This window comes from Pseudorhodobacter wandonensis (assembly GCF_001202035.1).
In the GTDB taxonomy this organism is placed as follows: Bacteria; Pseudomonadota; Alphaproteobacteria; order Rhodobacterales; family Rhodobacteraceae; genus Pseudorhodobacter; species Pseudorhodobacter wandonensis.
The window spans coordinates 92223-115272 of the sequence record NZ_LGHT01000004.1 but is presented as its reverse complement, the minus strand read 5'-3'; the positions used below and the strand labels follow the sequence as shown (position 1 = coordinate 115272).

Genomic DNA, 23050 nt, shown 5'->3' with positions numbered 1-23050 from the left:
GGATTGTCTCCAATGGCAATCTCGGCCCAAGGTCTCGGTGATAGCCATGTTTTCATCGGGTCCCTTAATCCGCTTGCAGCTCCATGGGCCGCGTGGAAAGAGGCGTATCTGGCCGCAGATGGCCGCGTCGTGGATGCGATGCAGCAAGGGGCAAGCCACTCGGAAAGCCAAGGCTACGGTCTGGTTTTGGCTACGATCTTTGGCGATAATGCGGCTTTTGACCTGATTTATAACTGGACCGAGCAAAACCTGGCAATCCGGTCGGATGCCCTGTTGGCATGGCGATGGCTGCCTGCCGATAGCGGCGCGGTGCCCGATTTGAATAACGCCAGCGATGGCGATCTTTTCTATTGTTGGGCCTTGGTTATGCGTGGCCAGCGTGACGGCAATAGTGCCATGCTTGACCGCGCCAAAGCGATTGCGAACGACTTGGTGGCCAAATGCGTGGTATTATCGCCTGATGAATCCGGTCGCTTGCTGATGTTGCCTGCCGCCCAGGGCTTTACCGAGGAAGGTACGGCAAATATCAATCTTTCCTACTACATGCCACTTGCGATGAATGAAGTGGCCCAAGCCACAAATACCCCTTTGCTGACCAAATGCGCCGCTGACGGGGTGGATATGATGCGCATGCTGGCCGCAGAAGGCACGATGCCCGATTGGATCGGGGTTGGGCCCAATGGGTTTTTCGTGTCACCGAAACAGTCTGACCGCAACGGCTATGAGGCAATGCGTGTCGCACTTTTCCTGATTTGGTCCGGCAACCGCGAACATCCCGCCGTTGCAGCCCAACTGGCAGCCTACCGTTCCGCCGCAACGCGTGAACGCGCAAGACTTGCGGGTGGCAAAAACGTCACCGTGTTCGAACGCAGAACCGGCGCAGTGCTTGAGATAAGCGACCATGTTGGGTATGGTGCCCTTCCTGCCCTAATTGAATGCATGCAAGCCAAAGGAATTGGTTCCACTATTCCCTTTTACCGGACAAACAATCAGGCCTATTATCCTGCAACCCTTCACCTTATGGCGATGATCGTCCAAATCATTGCTACGCCCGAATGCGTGCCGATATGAAACAGCTAACACCTTCTTTCCGCTCTGAAATCCTTGGCGTTGTTCTGTTGGGGGCCGTGCTTTTGGGCGCGGCTGCCTTTGCTCAGTCAGCGCCTAGCAACGACGACTTGCGCGCGCTGCGCTTTTATACTGAAAACAACGAAACAGCTGCTGTCGCGGCCGAAATTCGCCGTTTGCAACAAAAGTTTCCGGGATGGCAGCCGCCCAAAGACCTGAATAGTTTGTCACAGCTTCAGCCGACCACCGAAATTGCAGATATCTATGCGCGGTTAGCGCGTGGCGATATCGAAGGCGTGCGCCGCGTCATGCAGGCTACACAGGCCCGCTATCCCGCGTGGCAGCCGCCCGCCGACCTGACCAGCCAGATCGCCCTGGTTGAGGCACAGGATTCCTTTGACCGCGCCGTAAATGCGCGTGACAGCGAAGAAGCCTTGCGCATCGGCAAGCGAGTGCCGGCCTTGTTCCGCTGTGATCGTATCAATAACGCCTGGAATTTGGCCGCGCTGCAAACATCTTCGGGCAATCCGGCACGTGCGCTTGCGGCTTACAGCCAAACCGTGCGCACCTGCACGACGATTCCCGACATTGTTGCAACAATCGAAAAAGCCGAGACGGTAACAACGAATGAACAGCTTGGCGGGTTGGTGGATGTTGCCAAACAACGTTTTCCTGCACATTCTGCAACGTTCAACGCGCTTTACGAAAGGCTTCTTGCTGGTAGAGGGGCGGTCGGAGCGGCCACGGTTGCGGCCGTTGCACCAACGGTAACACCCTCTAGAAAAGCCGCGACACAATCAGCGGCAGTTTCCCCGACGCCACAGCGTGAATCGGTGCCGCAGCAGCAGTTCAGCCAGCCACCAGCCACCAGCAGTCCGGTTTCGTCTTTGCCGCGCTCGGGTGACAGCCGTTTGGGGCAAGCGCGGGCCGCAAAGGACGGCAACCGCTTTGCCGATTGCTTGGCGCTTTCTTCCCGCCCAAGATCAATGGATATTGCGTATGAACGTGCATGGTGCGCTTACAACCTGGATCGGTCCCTCGAGGCGATAACTTATTTCTCTGCTGCATCTCAGGCAGGGCTTGGCGGCACCGTTTCGCGCGATGCGAAATTCGGGCTGGTCCTTGCAATGCTCAAACAAAACATGACCGAAAGCGCCGCGGACATCGCATCGCGAACCGACTTTTCGGAAAAGCAGCGTTACGAGGTTGAAGTCATCATTCTCGATCAGCGTGGAGTAAGCGCCTATAACGCAAAGCAATATGCGGCCGCGATTGAGTATTTCAATGCATTGGAGCAGCGCCAGGGCAGCTTGCGGCGCGATCTGGCTTTGTTGCGGGGCTACGCGTATTTGAACATGGGCGATCGTGCCCGCGCGCGTGAGCAGTTCCAAGTATTGCACAATGCCTTGGCTACCAAGGAAACCTCGGCGGCACTCAGCGCCTCATATTAGACCCTGTAACTTACGCAAAACGCCGCCTGAGAAGGCGGCGTTTTCGTAAACGCGATCTCGTGTGCCTGCAGGCTCTTGGGTCAGGTGCCAAAGCCAACACAGCCTTCCGCAATTCGCTAGATATTTTTGATCAACCCGTTGAAACCATTTGTTTCTGGCGGCGCATGATGGTTGGGGCATTGCACGAAATGCGCTTCGCAGCTTTCCCGCAACAATAGGCGCTAGAACGGCAAGAAAACGCAAGTTTTGCCTGCCCAACGGCCGAATTTGGTCTTTGCGCATGGGCGCAGGTCAATCCTCTGCGGCGCCGTATTGCCCATATTCACCGTAATATCCGCTCTGTCTGCCTTCACGCTCCTCCATGTTCAAAAGCCCGAGGTAAATGGCATCTTTCCTTAGGAATTCACGCAATTGCGTTGCCGCCTCGCGCAGTTCGCCCTGCGTGGTCGAGCCGTAGCGCACAACATGAACCACGGCATCGGCAAAGCGCGCAAGATAGCGTGTATCCACCACCGGCAAAAGCGGTGGGCTGTCGATTATAACGATATCAAAGCCAGCGATTGCCGAGTCCATCAATCCTTGGAATGAGGCGCCATTTAGCAACTGATCAGTCGGCACATTGCTGCGCTGACCGGCACTAATGACTGTCAGCGGGGACAGCGTATCGTCAAAAGTCGCAATCGGCAGAGAAGCCTCTTTGGCCTGCGGGGCAAGAAAATCAATCAGGCCGGTAGTGGATTGATTTCCCAATCTCGCCGCAACTGCGGGGCGCCGCAAATCTGCATCTATCAATAGCGTAGAAACCCCCGACAGTGCGTAGGTCCGCGCCAAAGCGATCGCCGTCGTCGTCTTGCCTTCGGCCGGAATCGCCGATGACACTAGAATTACCTTGCCTTGCTTTAGGGGCGAGGTTGTTGTGTCGGTGTTCATTAGGCCCCGATCGATCACAGCACGCAGCTTGCGAAAGGATTCAGCATAAAAAGACATTGGTGCCGTCAGAATGGATTCAGCCGGATCCTGACCCGATCTGCCCGAGCTAAATGTCGCCAAAGAGACAGGGACTTGGGTTTGCATGACATTCTCTAGCTGACTGGCCGAGACAATGCCCCCAAAGAAGTATTCCTTTAGAAAAGCGCAGAGCGCACCGGCCCCAAGCCCGCCGATCAGCGCAAGCGCTAGGATCAGCTGACGTTTCGGGGCCAGAGGCGTATTGGAGGGCAGGGCCTCGGATACAACACGTGCATCTGCAATTTGCAGGTTTGCCAAAGCGCCCAGATCCTGCTCTCTGGCTAAAAGGGTTTGGTACTGATTGCGGGCGATAGTCGCGCTTTGCTGCAGATTGAAAAGCTTGGCCAACATTTCCGCCGACAGATCGGAACGCAGCAACTGGCTCCGCAAAAGGTCGCGGGTTTCGCGCTCACGATCCTGCATGGCCCCCATATCGGCACGCACAGTTGTCAGCGTCGCATCCGAAGCACGGGCAAGGTCGCCGTCAAGTCGCGCCATTTCTGCTGCAACATCGAAGGCTTCGGTCGACCCTGATATGGTATCGCCAAGCCTGTCCTGTAGCGCTTTGCGCTGCCGGGCAAGTTCGGCGATGGCTTGATCACCCAATGAACTGGCCACAGCGTCCCAGTTCTGGCTTGAAATCGCGGACTCGGCGGAAAGCACTTGCGCACGCGTCCGTGCCTGGGTTTCAACTGCACCGTCCAACCTGCGGCGCAGGTCTGCAATCGCAGGGTCACCGCTTTCCTTTTCCAGACGGGATAGATTGGTTTCGATAAAGTTATTCACGGCCCGCTCTGACGCTGCGAGATCGGCCTCGGCATTGTCGATTTGTCGGCGCAAAACGTCCCGCGCCGAAATCGCTGCTTTGGTTTTGGCCCCTACCTGCCGCTCGATATAGGTTTGTGCATATGTATTGGCGATTTCCGCCGCGCGTTTTGGCGTTTCAGATGCCACCGAAATGCCGATCAGATATGTTAACCCGCGTCGACGGATTTCAACAGCGTCCTGCAGGTTTTTCAGGGTTCCGTTGACCAATGCCTCTTGGTCATCGATGGCAGCTTGCTGCATTCCGACCAAACGCCGTAGGGCGTTGCCATCACATTCCATGCCAATCGCGATGCAGAATTTGTTGATCCAGCTCAGTTTTGGGCCAAATTCCTGGTCGCTTACCAAATTGGCCGCGTATACCACAGCCAAGGCCGTCGCTTGCGAGCTGAGAATCTCAACCTCACTGTCCACGCGCGCGTTAAGGATAGCACTTTGCTCTAGGCCCGTGCCTGATGGGTCCAGCAAGTTCGAACTGCGACCATCAACTTGCAAGAGAACGGTAGATTGGTAAATCGGGATAGCCAAAATGACGTAGCCGAAAGCCAAGCTCAGTACCAAGCTGGCTGTAAGCAGCATCAGGCGCTTTTGACGGCGCAAAATTGCAATGGTTGCTTTTAGGTCTAATTGATCGCCGCCCAAGTTTACACCTTTAGTCAGCCCTAGATTGCATAATCAATCCAGAGTAGTTTTATAAATTTGTCACTCGCTATAACACACAAGCCTTGGTGAACAGCCTGAAACGAGACAGAGTGCAGAAAGTTTGCCTGTTCGCCACGCTCCTGTATCAATTTGGATGCGTTGCCGGGTGGGATCAGGCGTGCGAACGATTTTGTGGCCCTGAACGCAACGAATTCCGAAAGCATCGGGGTTTGAATTGCTTGCGGGTTGGCGGCCCCAAATGACCACCTCTTCCTGCTGCGCATTGTCTGGCAGGCTTAGGTCATATCCCGCGTGGACCAACACAAAATCTTCGGCATTCAAGTGAAAGCGGTATCCGTGCGGTAGGGATGCGATCCAATCGAGATGGGCCTGTGGCACATGGGCGTCCAGCATCTGCATCAGCCGCCGCAGTGGCATGTCTGCTGCGACTTGTGGCATCAGGCTAAGGCCATATGAACGCAGAGTTTCAAACCCGCCCTGTTCAAGCCAAGCCAGATTTCGCTTGGGGGCCGCGAAAAAAGCCTGCATCATCCGTTCGTGGTTGCCAAGAATTGACCGAACAGGTTTTGCGTACTGCTGGTTAGTAAGAAAATCCAGCACGCCTGCGCTATCAGGTCCGCGGTCAACAACATCGCCAAGCAGGACAATCTCGGCAGTGCCGACTAGATTTTTCGCGTCTTGCCGGATCATGTTAATAAGGCCATGCAAGTGCGTCTTGCAGCCGTGAACATCGCCGACAGCGTAAACCGGCCCATTGTGCGCATCAAGCGGCAGGATGCGGCAGGTGCTGCGACCCGAGCTAGGCGCCTTCATACGGCCCAAAAGCTGCGAAAACCCGATCATAGCTGTACTTCTGTGTGTTGGCAGGGCGTTCTTTGTCGCCGCAACCCAAGGCCCAAGCCGATAATCGTGACAAACAGGTAAACATTTGCCGGGATTTCAAGGCTGAAATCACCCAGTGAATGCACAGCCCCAAGTACCAAAACGCCAATTCCGGCCAACGCAAGGCCGGGATAGCCCGCTGTTGCCTTCATTCGCTGCCATAGCACCACAGCCGATGCAGCCAAAAGCAAAGGCGGGATGGACCCTATAACTACGCCAAACTCGGCCCATAGCATCAGATAGCTGTTATGGGCCAAATCAAAATTTCCTACACCGAGAAGAGGCGGCGCACGAAAAGCCTCAAACGCAAAGCCGAAGCTGTCCATGCCAAACCCTGTCAAAGGTCGCTGCGCAATCATCCCAAGGATCTGAGAGTAGAGCGCAAGACGTGTCTGCCCCTCGTAGCTGGAAAACAGGAAGCGTGACATGACGCCATCACCGCCTGCCAGAACCACAATCCCCATTCCGACAATGACCAAAAAGACCAGCGACTCGCCAAGCAGCCGGAATATTGGCGTTCCGGCACGACGTCGGGCCAGCAGAACTGTCGCGATCATGGCGATCACCGTTGAAGCCAACCCCAGCCGCGATTGGGTTTCAAGCAAAGCGGCAAGTTGCAGGGCGATTCCCAAAACGACAAAGGCACCGGTAAAACCCGTTTGTGCCACAAGGGATGGCGGCTGCGATGCGCGGATCTGAAACCGATTGGTACGCTCAACTAAAATTCCAATTCCTAAAATAGCACCGAAGCCCAGAAAGGTTGCCAGCGAGTTGCGGTTGACAAAGCTACCCGTGGCCACACCCTCATAGGCGGTTTTTGCGCCGGCAAAAGAATAATCATCCAGAAAATTCAGGGCAACAATCGCCCAGATCGCCTGCGCCACCACACCGAAAAAGACAATCGTCGCCAGCCGCAAAGCTCTTTCACCGCGCGAAGACACTTCGATAACCAGTGCCAGCAATAGGATGTATCCCATGAACCGCAGAATGCCGACCATTGCAACATCCGGCTGGATTGAAACCCTAGACCCCGCCAGATCGCATATGCCTGCCCGCGCACCTAACCATCCACTCGGCAAGAAATCCCCCAAAGGCAAGGTTTGCATCAGGGCCCACACAGGCAACAGCAAGGCCAGAATAAAGCCCACGCGAAACCGCAGAAAACCAGGCTTATAGCCCCGCTCTCGCCCCGGGCCGCGCAAGAGGTGATAGATAGTCAGTAGTGCAAACAGCATTGTCCAAAGCAACCACCATGTAGCCCTGTTCGAAGCCAAGGGGATAGCGGTCAACGGAACGCAAAGCGCCAAGACCAGAGCAAGCCGGTCATGGGCAAGGCTTGATGGATGACGACGAATGCCCATGCTAGCCATCTAAACCGCACCTGCCAGGGTTTGTCGGACAAGCCGGATAAAGTTTGCCTGCTCGGTTGGTGCGATTGCTGTCAATGCATCCTGAATGACGGGGCGCAGTGCCGGCTTTTCGGAATAGAGTTTGACCATCTCGGTCCGACCCCAAAAAGATTGAAGCGCCCGTGCAAAATCTGTTTTGGCAAGTGCCTCGCTGGCCGCGTCAAGGTTGGCACTTGCGGCAATGGCTGAAAGGCGCGTGGCCAAAGGCCAAGGCTCATACAGGGCAAGCTTTTGTGCATTAGCAAGATCAGCAGCCGAAAATTTGGGGTCCATAAGCAGCGCAAGGGCGCGCGCGCGTGCGTTGGCGGGAGAAGTTGCAAGTATACCTGCCGCCAAATCTGCGCAGCGCCCCTTGATAATCTGTGCCAACGCATGATCGGCCTTTAGAGCTGGTGCCAATAGTGTCAGATTTGCACAGTTGCTGACAAGGTCGCGAAGGGTCCGCGCACTTGCGGCAGACACAGGCACATAATTTGCGTCGCCTAGGTATACGATTTGGTCATTTGTCGTGCCTTGCAAAAAAAATGCCGCCCGGTATTCCTGGACGAACAGGGCTGCGGACGATGTTAGCACCCCAACGCAACAAAGCATGATCAAAGCGCGTAAAAGCATTTTATCCAAAGCGCAGACCGAGCGGCTTCCAAGTTATCTCTAAGGTTGTGTAAGTCAAATCTGGCTAGGTTCCAAGTAAGGAATACGCGAAAAAGTGCGTCTACGCAAAAATTTAAACCACTTCATCTCTAAGTTGTTAACTATTTGTTAGCTAATAGCACGCTAAACGACATTTTGAAAACTGTGTGCAGAGAAAGCTTGATCCTCCAATTTCTGTGCGCCAATAAACTAGGATAATTTAAATGAGCAGTGGTTTTTCAAGATTCTTTGGGCTTTCGGGCGCGGCGTTAATCGTTGCCGTCGCATTGGGTTCTGCACGGGCCCAGGATGTTGCTGTTGATATTGGTCTTGCAGAAATCTTAACTCTTTCAGAAGGTTGCGGGTCTGGCCCTGCCTGCGATCTGGCTTTGAAAGCACTGATCGCAAAAGTTATGGCTGCAAATCCTGGCCTGACATTTGAGAGAGCTTTGGCATCTGTGGTGGCATCAATTTCCGCCGAGTATAACGCAGGCAAGGCGCCAGCTGCCGCTGTTAAGGCCGTTCTCAACGGTGCAACGAAAGAGGCCAATACTCAAGGTTTAACATCCTTGAGTAGATCAATATCGATCGCGGCGAATGGGGTAGAGCGTGGCGAGCCGATTGAGCTCGAGGCGGTTGCTGAAGCGTCTGCAAGCCCGACGTAAAACAACTTTAGGTAGAAGTTATTTCAGTTGGTAATTGGTAAGCCCTGCAAAATGTGGGGCAACAGATTGTTATGGGTAAAATCATATGGCTCACACAGACCGAACCTTTGATCCAAACACGTCTACGCAAAAGCGACACTCTTCGTTTTTGCAAGGCTATTTCGGTGGCACCTCTCGGAATGTCGGCGCGGGTTCACTGTATATGCGGTATGGCAAGCGTGCTTTGGACATTGCATTGGTCACAATATCTTTGCCAGTGCTTATTCCGGTCACTCTGCTGATCGCAGGCTTGGTTGCCTGTGATGGCGGATCGCCAATTTTTGGGCACTCCAGAATTGGCCGCAACGGCAATGCATTCAGGTGCTGGAAGCTTCGGTCTATGGTGGTAGAGGCCGAGGAAAAGCTGCGAGATCATCTTGCAAACGATCCAGCAGCGCGCCGAGAGTGGGAAGCAGGTTTCAAGCTAAAGCAAGACCCTCGCATAACGAGAATCGGAAAAGTCTTGCGCCGTTTGAGTTTGGATGAGTTACCGCAACTTTGGAATGTTCTTTTGGGGGAAATGAGCCTTGTCGGGCCGCGCCCTGTAACCGAAGTGGAACTGGACCGCTATGGCGAGAACCTTCCTATTTACCTGAGGCAAACGCCCGGTCTTACCGGGAAGTGGCAGGTTTACGGGCGAAATGCGGTCAGCTACGAATCCCGGATAAAAATGGATGCGCAATATGCCGAAGAGTGCTCAGTTTTGACCGACATTCGACTGATCGCCGCGACGGTTCTGGTTGTTTTGCGTAAAACCGGGATGTAGCTGGCGAAATGGCCTCAACCGATTGGCCAGTGATTTGTCACCTATGTTTCTGTGCATGGCCTTGCCCCCATCGCGATCGCCTGCGTGCCGGAAATCGTGTAGTAACTGCCGGTTCGCATCCGGGCCTGAGACATAAACCACTTCCGTATTTTGCCGGGGTAATAGGTCGCCATCTGACGCGAAATCCGTTCAAATTCCTGTCGGGGAAGGGGGATGCTTTTGAGTCGGGTGCTCGGGCCGTGAAAGCCAAGCCGCGCCGAGGTTGCTACGCAGGTATTCGGCAAACCGAGGTACAAAGTGCATGCCGAAACGCAAGTTCCCAAAATTCTGACCTGTATACCGGCGGCCCGCAACTGTTCGACCTTGGCGATACGTGAAGAAACGGCCCCGCCCAGATCATTGCGAATATCTAGGGCCGAGGCTGATTTCGGGATGGCGAGGGCGACCACAAAGGCGACAAACAAAACTAGCGTGCAAAGATAGCTTTGCATAATTTTGCGTGTGCAGGTTTGCACATTGATTTTGCTCATGATCAGGTTGCTCCGGTTGGTTCAAACCATACCAAAGCAACGAACTAGCCCGGCATGATTGACCTAATTCATCAAGACAGCCAGCCATGTTTGCGCCCAATTGGCGTCTGGATTTTGGCATAATCCATTACTTTTATTCAATTTTTTGTAAATGCTGCGCGCGCTGCCGCCCAGTGGCACCAATACTTAGGAGCAAAAGACTGGGCCGAAACCGATTTCGTCCGGCGCGACGGCAGCATTTATCGCGGCGCAGCTTGTACCAAATATTTTTTTGGCAAGTCACCGCAGCCAACCACCGAGCTGCGACAGCCGTGCTATGCTAGGATCGGTAAGTCGCAGGGCCGAGGGCCGTTTCAAGAGCAGATTGGCTACCTTGGCCCTGAAATGACCTCTGTCGGCAATTAGGACAAAAGGCCTCTTAAATAGGTGCCGTATTCGTTCTTACGAAACATGTCTGCACGCACAGCCAAGGCCTCAGCATCTATCCAGTGGTTTTTATAGGCGATCTCTTCCAAACAACCTGTCTGCAAGCCCTGCCGACTTTCCAGCGTGCGGACAAAGTTTCCGGCGTCCAGCAAACTGGCATGGGTACCTGTATCAAGCCAGGCAAAACCACGGCCCATTTGCTTTACGTCCAGCAGATCCTCGGAAAGATACATCTCGAGCAGGGTAACAATTTCCAATTCGCCGCGTGCTGAAGGTTGTACCTGGCGCGCACGATTGGGGGCATCGGCATCAAGAAAATACAACCCTGTCACCGCAAAATTCGATTTCGGTTTTTCCGGCTTTTCAATGATGCTTAGGGCACGGTTGTTTTCGTCGAAATCCACCACGCCATAGCGTTCGGGGTCAGCGACATGATAACCGAAAACCGTACCGCCAGAGGTTTTCTTATCGGCATCGGCCAGCAGCTCCGGTAAGCCGTGGCCGAAAAAGATGTTGTCACCCAGTACCATAGCCGAAGGTGCACCTGCCAGAAAATCCTCGGCCAAAAGATAGGCCTGCGCTAGCCCGTCGGGTGATGGCTGAATAATATAGGTTAACGAGATGCCCCACTGGCTGCCATCACCCAAGGTGCGCTTGAACTGGTCTTGGTCTTGGGGGGTGGTAATCATCGCGATCTCGCGGATGCCGGCCAGCATAAGAACCGAAATGGGATAGTAGATCATCGGTTTGTCATAGATTGGCAGCAGTTGCTTTGAGACGCCCATCGTAATGGGGTACAGCCGCGTACCCGAGCCACCGGCCAAAATGATGCCTTTACGCTGTGTCATGCATATGCCCCAGTTCCGTTAGAATTTGTGTCACAGTGTTTGCCCACTCGGGGCGCATAATGCCAAAGACGGTCGTCGTGCTGGTACAGTCCAGACGCGAATTATGCGGCCGTACAGCAGGGGTCGGATATTGCGATGAGGGGATGTCGGACACACTGCATTGTAGGCCTGCACGGACAAAAATAGCGCGGGCAAAATCAGCCCAGCTGCAATCAGGGCCGCCCGAGAAATGGTAGATACCGCTTTTCTTGCTGTCGGCAACAAGTTGCAATGCAATGTTGTGGCAGGCCGCCGCAATGTCACGCGCGCCTGTTGGCCCACCGATTTGGTCGTTGACGACATTCAGGCCGTCACGCTCGGCGCCAAGGCGTAGCATGGTTTTAACGAAGTTATTGCCATGTGCCGAAACAACCCAGGATGTGCGCAGTATGGCATAGGTTCCGCCCGCAGCCTGCACACCCAGTTCGCCCGCCAGCTTTGTACGGCCATAGGCACCGAGAGGGCCGGCTGGCGCATTAGGGACCCAAGGCTTATCGCCGCCGCCATCAAAAACATAATCAGTTGAAATCTGTACGAACGGGATACCAAGTTCGGCACAGGCGCGGGCCATGGCGGCAGGGGAATCACCGTTGACACGCAGTGCCGTGGCCTCGTCTTCTTCGGCGCGATCAACCGCGGTATAAGCGGCAGCGTTTATGACGGCGCTAGGCCTATGGTTGTGGATGGCCGCGGCGCAAGCTGCGGGGGTATTCAGATCTGCCGTCTCACGGCCAATGCAGACAGTGTCTGGCAACAGCGCTAATTCTGTTGCGACTTGACCTGTTTTGCCAAAAACCAGAATTTTCATGCTTTGACACCCAGACGCGTGCCGACACCGCTGCGCGATTGCAACGCGCGCCACCAGCTTTCATTGTCGAGATACCACTGCACCGTACGTTCTAGCCCCTGTTCCAGCGTGACCGAGGGACGCCAGCCCAGTTCTGTCCGAATGCGGGTGGGGTCGATCGCATAGCGCATGTCATGGCCGGGGCGGTCGGTTACAAAGCGGATTTGCGCGGCATAGGGGGTGTTCTTGGGGCGCTTGGTATCAAGAATGTGGCAAATGGTCTGCACAAGGTCGATATTGCGCGCTTCGTTTTCACCGCCAATATTATAGCTGCGGCCCAATGCGCCCTTCTCTAGAACCGTCAGCAACGCTTCGGCATGGTCTTCGACATAAAGCCAATCGCGCACGTTTTCTCCGGCGCCGTAGACAGGAATGTCTTCACCAGCCAAAGCACGCAAAATAACGACAGGCACCAGCTTTTCTGGAAAGTGAAACGGCCCGTAGTTGTTCGAACAATTGGTCATCACCACGGGCAGGCCATAGGTTTCATGCCAAGCCCGCACCAAGTGATCGCTCGACGCCTTGGACGCAGAATAGGGCGAGCGTGGATCATATGGCGTATCTTCGGTAAACAGGCCGGTTTCCCCCAGCGAGCCAAATACCTCATCGGTCGAGATGTGGTGAAAGCGGAAGGTATCCGGCTTGCCCTCGGCCAGCCAATAACTGCGTGCGGCCTCTAGCATATTATAGGTGCCGGTGATGTTGGTCTCAATGAAGTCGCCTGGCCCGTCGATCGAACGGTCGACATGCGATTCGGCTGCCAAATGCATGACAGTATCGGGGCGGTGGCTTTGGAAAACAGTGTCCAATGCCGCGCGATTGCGGATATCTACCTGTTCAAACGCATAGTCAGCATGGTCAGCAACGCTGGCGACATTATCTAGGCACGCCGCATAAGTCAGCGCATCAAGGTTAACCACTGAATGGCCCCGCGCGATGGCCAAACGCACCACAGCCGAACCGATAAAGCCGGCGCCACCTGTTACAAGAATTTTCATGCTGCGCCCTCCCACACAAAGGGGCTAACGAAATCGCGCAAATAGGGGGCTGCTGCGTCCTTGCCGGACAAAGTCGGGGCACCGGTCAGCTGCCAGTCGATCGCGATATCGGGGTCATCAAACCGCACAGCCCCGTCGCATTCGGGTGAATAGTAATCGCTGCATTTGTAAATGATTTCGGTATCAGGCAGGCGGGTGACAAAGCCGTGCAAAAAGCCCGCGGGAATCAGCAATTGCAGACCATTTTCAAAGCTCAGCTCTTGCCCCACCCACTGGCCATAAGTCGGGCTGCCTTTGCGTATATCTACCGCGACGTCAAACAAAGCCCCTTTTCCGCAGCGCACCAGTTTTGCTTGCGCGTGGGGCGGGGATTGAAAATGAAGCCCGCGTACCGTGCCCACAGCTTGCGACAGCGAATGGTTATCCTGCACAAAATCGAGGCTTATGCCGTGGTCTGCAAAGGTTTTACGGTTCCAGCTTTCCGAAAAGAATCCACGGTCGTCGCCAAAGCGATTTGGCTGTAACAACAATACATCGGGTATTTTGGTTTGAGAGACTTTCACATCGGGGCCTTTGTGCTGACAACTCTCATTGCATTATCAGCCCTTAAGAGGATTGTCACGTTTTGCGGCAAGGGCTTTGTGTTGGCTTTGGTACGGTGGCGGGGATGCCAAATTGGGCCAAGCAGAGATACTAACGCAACGTACGCTATGGTCGCTGCCTGTAAACCTTGAACGACAAAGCTAGCCCCCGATACACAACAGTTCGTGAGGGGTAATTCATGTCCATCAACTCGGCCCGGCTTGGGCTGCCTTTTCTTATGCCGGCGCAGGCGCAAAAACACGTCACGCACAACGAGGCGCTGCAACATCTTGATGTTTTGACCCAGTTGGTTGTCGAAGCGCTGGGCGCGACTGTCCCACCAGCATTCCCCGCAAATGGGGCCGTTTACGCCCTTGGCGCGGCCCCTACAAACGCTTGGACCGGTCATACCAATCAACTCGCCTGTTGGGTCGAAGCGGCCTGGCTGTTTTTTGACCCGTCCGAGGGTTGGCAGGCATGGGACAAAGCGACAAATGCGCTCTATGTCTTTCAGGGCGGACAATGGGCCGCGCCGACGCCTTTGTTGCAAAACCTGCCCGGCGTCGGCATTGGCACCTCATCTGATGCCACGAACAAGCTGTCGGTTTCGGCCGATGCCACCTTGCTGAACAACGCAGGGGCAGGGCACCAACTGAAACTGAACAAGGCGGCAACGGGCGATACGGCATCGCTGCTGTATCAATCCGGCTTTGTCGGCCATGCCGAGATGGGTTTGACCGGCGATAACAGCTTTCACGTCAAGGTCTCGGCCGATGGCAGCAGTTGGGCCGATGCGTTGGTTCTGAACTCGGCGACAGGGCTTGCTAGCGGTGCGGCGGTGCAATCTGATGCGCAGGATATGACACCGGGGCGGCTAGCACGGACTGATTTCACCTATGGTCCGGCGTCATTGTTGGGGGCGGTTGGAATGTCCGGTGGTCTGCCAACCGGTGCTGTGATCGAGCATGGCAACAATGCCAATGGTCAGTTTACGCGGTTTGCCGATGGCACCCAGATCTGTTGGTCTGCCGCATCTGTTGGCGGGGTGACAACTGCGGATGGTGCCATGTTCACCACCGCCGCGAACCAAATCTGGACCTTTCCGGCAGCGTTTGCCACGGCACCTCAGGTCATCGGAGCGGGGCAAAGTGGCGGCGGCGCTTGTGGTGTTGCCATGCGCGCCACCCCTACGGCGACCTCGGTCGGTTGGCGGCCATGGGCAACGGTTTCCACATCGGGCGCATATGGAAATGCGCTGGTGGCCATCGGTCGCTGGGTCTAGGGCCGCGCCCATTGTCGAAAAAAGTCGAGGGCGCAGCCTTGTGCCTTCGATCTTGCAACGCGTTCAGCTGCGGGCGTAAATATCCTCATAGCGGATGATGTCGTCTTCGCCCAGATACGCCCCGGTTTGCACTTCAACCAGAACCATCGGCACTTTGCCCGGGTTTTCCAGCCGGTGAACAGCGCCAAGCGGAATATAGACCGATTGGTTTTCGGTGAGAAGTTTGACCTCATGGTCTATCGTCACCTTGGCGGTGCCTGCCACAACAATCCAGTGTTCCGATCTGTGGTGATGCGATTGCAGGCTTAGCGCCGCGCCAGGATGGACGTGAATGCGTTTGACCTGAAAACGTCTGCCCAGCACCAGGCTTTCTGACCACCCCCAAGGCCGGTGATCAATCGGAAATTCGGTTGCCTGTTGCGCGCGCTTGGCCTTAAGCGCCGCTACAGCCAGTTTGACATCTTGCGCGCGGTTGGCATCGGCAACCAGCACCGCGTCAGGCATCGCAACAACGATGATATTATTCAGGCCAATCCCGACGACTTCCAGCGTTTCGTCCTCGGATCGAAGCAAAGAATTGTCACAATCAATCGCCGTGCCATGGCCCGAAATTGCAACGCCGCGTGCGTCTTGTGTGGTTTCGCGCCAAACCGCATCCCAGCCACCCAGATCAGACCACCCCGCCGAGAATGGCACAACCGACAGATTGTCTGCGCGTTCCATCACCGCATAATCGATCGAGATATTCTGCACCTCGGCCCAAGACGCAGGGTCGAGCCGCAAGAACCCCAAGTCAGGCTTGGCCTTGCTGACAGCCTGCGATACCGGGGCGATCAGGTCTGGGGCATGCGTGTGAAAGGCCTCAAGAATCGTTTTTGCAGTGAACAAAAAGATGCCTGCGTTCCACAGATAATTGCCCGATGTGATCATCTTGCTTGCCTGCGCGGCATCAGGTTTTTCGACAAATCGTTTCAGGGGCAATGGCGCCAATGACCCTGCCTCGGGGGCCGAGGGCGATTCAAGATAGCCATAACCGGTTTCGGCATAGCCAGGCGTTATGCCAAAGGTAACAAGTTGGCCCGCCCGCGCGGCCTCAACGCCTGCAGTCACCGCATCACGAAAAGCAGGCCCGTTCGGCACCACATGGTCCGATGGCGCAACCAGCATTAGCGCATCCGGGTCGCTTTGCTCTAGCCACAGGGCCGCCGCCAGAATTGCTGGCGCGGTATTGCGGCCATCTGGTTCAATCAAAATGGCGCCGGGGTCTATTGCCGAAGTTGCCAATTGCTCGGTTACGATAAACCTGAAATCCGAATTGGTCACAACGACAGGGCGTTCAAAATTCGGGCCAAACATCCGTTCGGCCGAGGCCTGAAAGAGGGTCTTTTCCCCCATCAACGGAACAAATTGTTTTGGATAGCTTTTCCGGCTAAGCGGCCAAAGCCGCGTGCCCGAGCCGCCACAAAGCAATACCGGAGTAATCATAATTAGCCTCAAATTCGTTAAGCGTTGTTCGGCGATTGTCTTGTTTTTATCAGGATGTAGCTGGTTCCGCTAACCGATACAAAGGCTTTAAGCCAATTTTATGACCAATTTTCAACTTGGGGTTGAGTGCGGCATAACCCTGATAAACCTAGCCCTATGGACTGCAGGCAAACGGCTGGCCAATGCGTGCGCCAAAGCATCTGCTCTCATGTCTGGCCCTTCGCTTTGACGGGGCTTTTCACTGGTCTCAGGTGCGTCTTATCGTTAAATCAGGTCCAAACGTGATAGGCAAAAAGGTGATTTACAATGTCCAAGCATATAATAGCTGTTGCCGGTATCGGCTATGTCGGTCTGTCAAATGCCGTTTTGTTGTCGCAAAACCATATTGTGCGGGCCTATGACGTGTCGGCTGAGCGAGTAGCCTTGGTTAATGCGCGCAAAAGCCCGATTGGCGACCCGCTGATTGAGGAATACCTAAGTAACAAGGTTTTGGACCTGACCGCCACGAATGACGCCGCCCAAGCCTTTACGGGCGCCGATTTCGTGGTAGTTGCCACACCAACGAACTATGACCCTGACACCAACTCGTTTGACACGTCTTCGGTCGAGGCGGTGATCAAGCAGGTTATCGCGCTTAACCCGACAGCGACGATTGTGATCAAATCCACAATTCCGGTGGGCTATACCGTGGCGCTATGCGCGCAATTGCAGACAAAACAGGTCATCTTCAGCCCCGAATTCCTGCGCGAGGGCCGTGCCCTTTACGACAACTTGCACCCTTCGCGGATCGTTGTGGGCGAGCGTTCAGGCCGTGCAAGGAACTTTGCGCAGTTGCTGGCCCAAGGGGCGCTCGACCAAGACGTGCCAATCTTGTTTACCGACCCGTCCGAGGCCGAGGCGATCAAGCTATTCGCCAATACCTACCTCGCCATGCGCGTCGCGTTTTTTAACGAGCTGGACAGCTATGCGATGAATTTGGGTATGGATACACGCCAAATCATCGATGGTGTCGGGTTAGACCCGCGCATCGGCAAACATTACAACAACCCATCCTTTGGTTATGGCGGTTATTGCCTGCCAAAAGACAGCAAGCAACTGCTGGCCAACTACGCAGATGTGCCCCAAAACCTGATGCGCGCCATCGTTGATGCCAACCGCACCCGCAAAGATGTGATAGCCGACCATATTCTGGCACGCCGGCCCAAGAAAGTTGGCATCTTTCGCTTGGTGATGAAGGCCGGTTCGGACAATTTCCGCCAAAGCTCGATTCAAGGGGTGATGAAACGGATCAAGGCCAAGGGTATTGAGGTTGTCGTCTTTGAACCTGCGATTACCGAAGACAGTTTTTTCGGGTCGAAAGTGATGCGTGATCTGGCAGAGTTCAAAGCCGACTGTGATGTCATCGTCGCCAACCGCGCCACGAACGAGCTGCAAGATGTTGCCGACAAAGTGTTCACCCGTGATCTGTTCGGGTCTGATTAGGCAGGCCCGCCAAACAGCCAGCAGGCTGCCCTTGGCATTGCGCCACGCGCCTGCCTATAAGCGCCGAAACCGCTACCGACGAAAGCAATGCATATGACCATCCACCTTTATCAAAACGATTTGCCCGACGGGCTGGATCTTGGCACCGTCGTGGCGATCGATACCGAGACCATGGGTCTTGACCCGCGCCGCGACAGGCTGTGTGTGGTGCAGCTATCCTCGGGCGATGGCAACGCGCATCTGGTGCAGATTGCCAAAGGCCAAACATCGGCCCCGAATTTGGAACGCCTGCTGACAGATCCCGCAGTGACCAAATTGTTCCACTTTGGCCGCTTTGATATTGCTGCTTTGAAAAACGCGTTTGGCGTGGTCACGGCCCCAGTCTGGTGCACAAAAATTGCATCCCGCTTGGTGCGCACTTTTACTGACCGCCATGGCTTGAAATATCTGCTGTCCGAATTGGTGGGCGTCGATGTGTCGAAACAGCAACAAACGTCGGATTGGGGCGCGGCCACCCTTACCGAGGCGCAAAAGGATTACGCGGCGTCGGACGTGCTGTATCTGCACCGGCTAAAGGCGGCGCTCGAGGTGCGTTTGATCCGTGAAGGCCGGATGGACCTTGCAAACCGTTTGTTCCACTTTCTGCCCACCCGGGCCGAGCTGGACTTGATGGGCTATAACGAGCCGCTGGATATTTACCACCATTGAACGGGCCTCTCGGCGAAACTGCGCCGTGTTTTCGGGCGTGGCTTGGCGATTTCTGCTAAAATGCTTATGTTAAACGAAATTACGACTGGCCCGAATTAACACCGGCCCGAGGGCACAATGAACGAACACGACAATTTCCATTCTACAGCGGTCGCTTGGCTAAAAGTTGCCTTGCCATTGCTGGCGCTTGCGATTTTGTCGACGCTTTTCCTTGTGTCGCGAACCATCGACCCCTCTGATGCCATCCCCTTTGCCGAGGTTGATATTGCCGACCGCCTGCGCGAACCGCGTTTGACTGCCCCCACCTGGGCCGGCGTCACCGATGACGGTGCCGCAATGACCGTCACCGCAGATGAGGCCAGACCCGAGCAAAACGGCCGCACAAGCGCCGACGCATCGGCCCTTGTTGTGGAACTGGATATGCCGAACGGCGGCAGCTCAAAGCTGGTAGCGGCCCAAGGCGTGCTGGATAGCGCAAAGCAGATGCTGACCGTTTCGGGGAACGTGACAATTACCACCTCTACCGGATATGAACTGACATCCGACGCGATGACCGCCGCATTGGACCGCACGTCACTGGTCAGTGAAACGGCGGTTGCAGGGAATGGCCCAGTTGGTACATTGTCAGGCGGCGCGATGGAGCTGCGCAAGGCTGACGACGGCTCAGATAGTTATGTTCTTATTTTGAAAAATGGCGTTAAACTGGTATATCAACCTTCAGGGCAATAAAGAATTCAGGACCGGGCATGTTACAGGTATTTCGGCTTTCCACAGTTATGGCTTTTTTTGCGCTTGCCCCGGCTTTGGGCAATGCACAAGGCGCCAGTGTTGCCTTTGGCGGATTGAAACAAGATACATCCCTTCCGGTCGAAGTGTCTTCTGATCAGCTGAATGTTAATCAAGCTGACGGGACGGCTGTGTTTACCGGCAACGTTCTGGTTGGCCAAGGCGAGATGCGCCTCGCGGCCGAGCGGGTAAAAGTCGAATATACTGCCGATGGTGGTGGCATTTCTAAACTGTTCGCCAGCGGCGGAGTGACCCTGACAAACGCAACCGACGCGGCCGAGTCGCGTGAGGCCGTCTATACGATTGACAGCGGCAATGTGGTGATGACGGGGGATGTCTTGTTAACCCAGAGCGGCAGCGCGCTGTCGGGCCAAAAGCTGGTGATAGACCTGAAGGCCGGAACGGGCGTGATGGAGGGGCGCGTGCAAACCGTCTTTCAGCCTGGGAGCGCAAAAAACTGATGCCAGATCTGAAGGTGACGGCAGGCGATGCAGGGCTGCATATCGAAAACCTGCGCAAAAGTTATAAAAAACGGCCGGTCATTCGTGATGTGTCGATGCGGTTGAACCGCGGCGAAGTGGTGGCACTTCTGGGCCCGAACGGGTCGGGCAAAACCACTTGTTTTTATGCTGTTGCCGGATTGGTGTCGCCCGAGGGCGGTAAGGTCTTGATTGACGGCTTGGACGTTACATCCCTGCCCATGTACCGCCGTGCACGGCTTGGCATTGGCTATTTGCCGCAAGAGGTCAGCATTTTTCGGGGGCTGTCAGTTGAAGATAACATCCTCGCCGTGCTGGAAATCACCCTCGATGATCGCCATAAACGGCGTGAGCGGCTGGAAGAATTGCTGTCCGAATTTTCGATAACCCACTTGCGTCGCGCCCCCGCGCTCGCGCTGTCGGGCGGTGAACGGCGGCGGGTAGAGATTGCGCGCTGTTTGGCCGCTGATCCGAAATATCTGCTGCTGGATGAGCCATTTGCCGGTGTAGACCCTATCGCCGTTGGTGAAATCCGGCACTTGGTCAGCGATCTGAAACGGCGTGGAATCGGCGTTCTGATTACCGATCACAATGTTCGCGAAACGCTGGAAATTGTTGACCGCGCCTATATCTTGCACGACGGCACCGTATTGATGAGCGGCACCACGGATGAGGTTGTGCGCGACGAAAACGTGCGCCGTGTCTATCTTGGGCAGAACTTCCGGATCAGCTAGGCCTTTGCCTGACCTGCCATTAACGGGTTCTAAGTTTTTTCACTGCAACGTGACAGTGTGCGAAGTTTCCGCAAGTAACCATTGACAAGGCGGCCCAGTGTATCGCCAAATACTATTGATGCTAGCACGAACCGAACCAGTCGAACATCTCTGCGTCTTTGGCTTAACCGCTGATGATAAAAAGGTTTTATTGTATCGGTTTGGTGTCTAACACCCATCGGCGGGGCCCCCTGCAGGGTGCGGGGTGCCCTTTGTCGGACCACGAAGGAGGAATTATGCGGTATCAGATCAGCGGGAAGCAAATTGACATTGGTGATGCACTCCAGACCCATGTAAAGTCTGAGCTCGGCGAAACGGTTGAGAAATATGCACTGCGTCCAACCGAAGCTGTCATCATCTTCTCGCGCAGCGGCCATGAAATTGTTTGCGAATCCACGATCCATTTGTCGACCGGCTTGAACGCCCAAGCCAAAGGCCATGCAAATGACATTTACGCCGCGTTCGAATCCTGCCGCGAGAAAATGGATAAGCAGCTGCGCCGCTACAAGCGCCGTTTGCGCGACCATCACCGCGATCGCGTAACCCCGGTTGAATTCGATGGCGGTTCCTCTTATATCCTCGCGGCGAATGAGGAACACGGGGATAACGAGCCCGAGTCACTTCAGCCGATGATTATCGCCGAGATGGAAACCAAGGTTCCCACCGTCTCTGTTGGCGAAGCGGTCATGCAGCTGGAATTGGCAGGGCAGCGTATGCTGGTGTTTCGCAACTCGAAACATGGCGGGGTGAACGTCGTTTATCGTCGTGATGATGGTAACGTCGGCTGGATTGACCCGCGCAACACCAAGTAAAACGCCAGCGGCGTGGGAAAAAGCAGACCATGGAACTTTCCGAACTCTTGGCGCCAGGTGCCGTGCGCATCGTTAGCCATCTGACCAGCAAGAAACGCCTCTTTCAAGAAATTGGCGAGGTTTTCTCCTCGGTCCACGGTTTGAACGCCTCCATCGCCGTTGATGGTTTGCAAGAACGCGAAAGCCTTGGCCCAACCGGTGTGGGCCATGGCATTGCATTGCCGCATGCGCGGTTGCAAGAATTGGAAAAGATCATCGGTGTGTTCTTGCGGCTGGAAAAGCCGTTGGATTACGACTCGGTTGATCGTCAGCCCGTCGATTTGGTCTTTGCCCTTTTCGCACCCAAGGATTCCGGCGTCGATCACCTAAAGGCGCTTGCCCTTGTGTCGCGCACCATGCGGGATACCAATGTCGTAGCCAAGCTGCGCGCCAACGCCGATCCGGCCAAGCTCTACGCAATTCTAACCGAAGCGCGCGCGCCTCAGGCCGCCTGAGGTCGGGCCGGTGGATACCGCTGCCTTTCGTGACGCGCTGAACGCCCGCGCACTGGATGAGGGCTTCTCGGCCATGGGCATCTGCGCACCCGATGCCACGCCACAAACCGCAGGGCGCCTGTCTGAATATGTCGATCTCGGTCGCCACGGCCAGATGGGTTGGATGGCCGAGCGTATGGCGTGGCGCGGATCGGCCGCCGCGCTTTGGCCGCAGGCAAGGTCAGTCATCATGCTGGCCGAGGTTTACACCCCGGAAAACAACCCGCTTGATGTGCTGGACCAGCGTGACCGCGCTGCTGTGTCGGTTTACGCTCAGGGGCGCGATTACCACGATATTGTGAAAAAACGCCTTAAACGGTTGGGGCGCTGGATGGTCGAACAAACCGGCGCTGAGATCAAGGTGTTCGTTGATACCGCCCCCGTGATGGAAAAACCGCTGGCACAGGCGGCGGGCTTGGGCTGGCAAGGCAAGCATACCAACCTGTTGTCGCGTGATCTGGGCAATTGGTTTTTCCTCGGCTCCATCTTTACCACGCTGGACTTGCCCAAGGATGCACCCGAGACCAGCCATTGTGGCAATTGCACCGCCTGTCTTGATATCTGCCCCACAAACGCATTCCCCGCGCCGTATCAACTGGATGCGCGGCGTTGTATTTCCTACCTGACGATCGAACACAAAGGCCCTATTGACCCCGATTTGCGGCCGTTGCTGGGGAATCGCATCTATGGCTGCGATGATTGCCTTGCCGCGTGCCCGTGGAATAAATTTGCTGTTGCCGCATCGGAAATCGGCTATGCCCGCCGTGTTGGTGCGCCACCTTTGGCCGAGCTTGCAGCCTTGGATGATGCCGCCTTTCGTGCCTTGTTTTCGGGCAGCCCTGTCAAACGGATAGGCCGAGACAGGTTTATTCGTAACGTATTGTACGCCATTGGAAATTCCGGAAACAAAGCGCTTGTATCTGCCGCAAGCCCGCACCTGAACGACCCGGATATTGCGGTGGCTGATGCTGCCGCTTGGGCCATTCACCGCCTGTCATAACCGGCAAACCTTGGCCTACCCTGCAACTTGCAGG

23 protein-coding genes are annotated in these 23050 nt (G+C 55.4%); 13 read left to right on the top strand and 10 right to left on the bottom strand.

The window, feature by feature from the left end:
* The first annotated feature begins 12 nt into the window (after positions 1-12).
* Positions 13-1071 (top strand): glycosyl hydrolase family 8, encoded by a 1059-nt coding sequence (locus AKU79_RS00670; RefSeq protein WP_050521659.1) that lies wholly within the window; start codon positions 13-15, stop codon positions 1069-1071.
* The gene (locus AKU79_RS00665; RefSeq protein WP_156209362.1) at positions 1068-2519 is read left to right on the top strand and encodes a tetratricopeptide repeat protein; all 1452 of its coding nucleotides are present in this window, start codon (positions 1068-1070) and stop codon (positions 2517-2519) included. Before AKU79_RS00670 ends, AKU79_RS00665 begins: the two co-directional genes overlap by 4 nt.
* 291 nt (positions 2520-2810) lie before the next feature.
* Here AKU79_RS00665 and AKU79_RS00660 read toward each other — a convergent pair whose 3' ends face one another.
* The 4 genes from AKU79_RS00660 to AKU79_RS00645 all read right to left on the bottom strand — a co-directional run bounded on the left by AKU79_RS00660 (position 2811) and on the right by AKU79_RS00645 (position 7579).
* On the bottom strand, positions 2811-4994 hold the full coding sequence (locus AKU79_RS00660; protein ID WP_050521657.1) for a GumC family protein: 2184 nt from the start codon (positions 4992-4994) through the stop codon (positions 2811-2813).
* A gap of 60 nt (positions 4995-5054) precedes the next feature.
* Positions 5055-5828: a metallophosphoesterase gene (locus tag AKU79_RS00655; RefSeq protein ID WP_231580064.1), complete on the bottom strand. Its 774-nt coding sequence runs from the start codon at positions 5826-5828 to the stop codon at positions 5055-5057.
* Between the two features lie 26 nt (positions 5829-5854).
* A complete protein-coding gene (locus AKU79_RS00650; protein ID WP_231580063.1) occupies positions 5855-7132 on the bottom strand; it encodes an O-antigen ligase family protein in 1278 nt (425 codons plus the stop codon).
* Between the two features lie 135 nt (positions 7133-7267).
* Positions 7268-7579 carry a hypothetical protein gene (locus AKU79_RS00645; protein ID WP_197087157.1) on the bottom strand — a complete coding sequence of 104 codons (312 nt, stop codon included), beginning with the start codon at positions 7577-7579 and terminating at the stop codon, positions 7268-7270.
* 581 nt (positions 7580-8160) lie between these two features.
* Between AKU79_RS00645 and AKU79_RS00640 the strand changes: the two genes are divergently transcribed.
* Together AKU79_RS00640 and AKU79_RS00635 are read left to right on the top strand one after the other, a co-directional pair.
* A complete protein-coding gene (locus AKU79_RS00640) occupies positions 8161-8601 on the top strand; it encodes a hypothetical protein (RefSeq protein WP_050521653.1) in 441 nt (146 codons plus the stop codon).
* A 256-nt stretch (positions 8602-8857) separates the two neighbouring features.
* Complete coding sequence (locus tag AKU79_RS00635; RefSeq protein ID WP_231580062.1) at positions 8858-9406, top strand: sugar transferase; 549 nt, start codon at positions 8858-8860, stop codon at positions 9404-9406.
* A gap of 41 nt (positions 9407-9447) precedes the next feature.
* Here AKU79_RS00635 and AKU79_RS00630 read toward each other — a convergent pair whose 3' ends face one another.
* The 5 genes from AKU79_RS00630 to rfbC form a co-directional block, all read right to left on the bottom strand.
* A complete protein-coding gene (locus AKU79_RS00630; protein WP_050521652.1) occupies positions 9448-9936 on the bottom strand; it encodes a hypothetical protein in 489 nt (162 codons plus the stop codon).
* Between the two features lie 401 nt (positions 9937-10337).
* Positions 10338-11210 (bottom strand): glucose-1-phosphate thymidylyltransferase RfbA, encoded by an 873-nt coding sequence (rfbA, locus tag AKU79_RS00625; protein WP_050521651.1) that lies wholly within the window; start codon positions 11208-11210, stop codon positions 10338-10340.
* Positions 11197-12057 carry a dTDP-4-dehydrorhamnose reductase gene (gene rfbD / locus AKU79_RS00620; protein ID WP_050521650.1) on the bottom strand — a complete coding sequence of 287 codons (861 nt, stop codon included), beginning with the start codon at positions 12055-12057 and terminating at the stop codon, positions 11197-11199. Before rfbD ends, rfbA begins: the two co-directional genes overlap by 14 nt.
* Positions 12054-13094, bottom strand: coding sequence for a dTDP-glucose 4,6-dehydratase (gene rfbB / locus AKU79_RS00615; RefSeq protein WP_050521649.1), 1041 nt, complete (start codon positions 13092-13094; stop codon positions 12054-12056). Before rfbB ends, rfbD begins: the two co-directional genes overlap by 4 nt.
* Entirely contained in the window at positions 13091-13657 is a 567-nt protein-coding gene (gene rfbC / locus AKU79_RS00610) for a dTDP-4-dehydrorhamnose 3,5-epimerase (protein ID WP_050521648.1), read from the bottom strand. The genes rfbB and rfbC overlap by 4 nt, the downstream gene beginning before the upstream one ends.
* 218 nt (positions 13658-13875) lie before the next feature.
* Here rfbC and AKU79_RS00605 point away from each other — a divergent pair, with 218 nt between their 5' ends.
* Complete coding sequence (locus tag AKU79_RS00605; protein ID WP_050521647.1) at positions 13876-14958, top strand: DUF2793 domain-containing protein; 1083 nt, start codon at positions 13876-13878, stop codon at positions 14956-14958.
* Positions 14959-15021: 63 nt separating this feature from the next.
* Here AKU79_RS00605 and AKU79_RS00600 read toward each other — a convergent pair whose 3' ends face one another.
* The gene (locus AKU79_RS00600; protein WP_050521646.1) at positions 15022-16443 is read right to left on the bottom strand and encodes a mannose-1-phosphate guanylyltransferase/mannose-6-phosphate isomerase; all 1422 of its coding nucleotides are present in this window, start codon (positions 16441-16443) and stop codon (positions 15022-15024) included.
* 306 nt (positions 16444-16749) lie between these two features.
* On the opposite strand from AKU79_RS00600, the gene AKU79_RS00595 reads away from it, so the two are divergent.
* The 8 genes from AKU79_RS00595 (at position 16750) to queG (ending at position 23016) form a co-directional block, all read left to right on the top strand.
* Positions 16750-17925, top strand: a complete 1176-nt coding sequence (locus AKU79_RS00595; RefSeq protein ID WP_050521645.1) for a nucleotide sugar dehydrogenase — start codon at positions 16750-16752, stop codon at positions 17923-17925.
* A gap of 93 nt (positions 17926-18018) precedes the next feature.
* Positions 18019-18633, top strand: a complete 615-nt coding sequence (locus tag AKU79_RS00590; RefSeq protein WP_050521722.1) for a ribonuclease D — start codon at positions 18019-18021, stop codon at positions 18631-18633.
* Between the two features lie 117 nt (positions 18634-18750).
* Positions 18751-19362 (top strand): LPS export ABC transporter periplasmic protein LptC, encoded by a 612-nt coding sequence (gene lptC, locus AKU79_RS00585; protein ID WP_050521644.1) that lies wholly within the window; start codon positions 18751-18753, stop codon positions 19360-19362.
* 47 nt (positions 19363-19409) lie between these two features.
* Positions 19410-19880 (top strand): lipopolysaccharide transport periplasmic protein LptA, encoded by a 471-nt coding sequence (gene lptA, locus AKU79_RS00580; RefSeq protein ID WP_050521643.1) that lies wholly within the window; start codon positions 19410-19412, stop codon positions 19878-19880.
* Positions 19880-20632 (top strand): LPS export ABC transporter ATP-binding protein, encoded by a 753-nt coding sequence (lptB, locus tag AKU79_RS00575; protein WP_050521642.1) that lies wholly within the window; start codon positions 19880-19882, stop codon positions 20630-20632. The genes lptA and lptB overlap by 1 nt, the downstream gene beginning before the upstream one ends.
* Before the next feature lie 275 nt (positions 20633-20907).
* A complete protein-coding gene (gene hpf, locus AKU79_RS00570) occupies positions 20908-21483 on the top strand; it encodes a ribosome hibernation-promoting factor, HPF/YfiA family (protein ID WP_050521641.1) in 576 nt (191 codons plus the stop codon).
* 29 nt (positions 21484-21512) lie between these two features.
* Positions 21513-21977 carry a PTS sugar transporter subunit IIA gene (locus tag AKU79_RS00565; protein ID WP_050521640.1) on the top strand — a complete coding sequence of 155 codons (465 nt, stop codon included), beginning with the start codon at positions 21513-21515 and terminating at the stop codon, positions 21975-21977.
* A gap of 10 nt (positions 21978-21987) precedes the next feature.
* The gene (gene queG / locus AKU79_RS00560; protein ID WP_050521639.1) at positions 21988-23016 is read left to right on the top strand and encodes a tRNA epoxyqueuosine(34) reductase QueG; all 1029 of its coding nucleotides are present in this window, start codon (positions 21988-21990) and stop codon (positions 23014-23016) included.
* Positions 23017-23050: the final 34 nt, after the last annotated feature.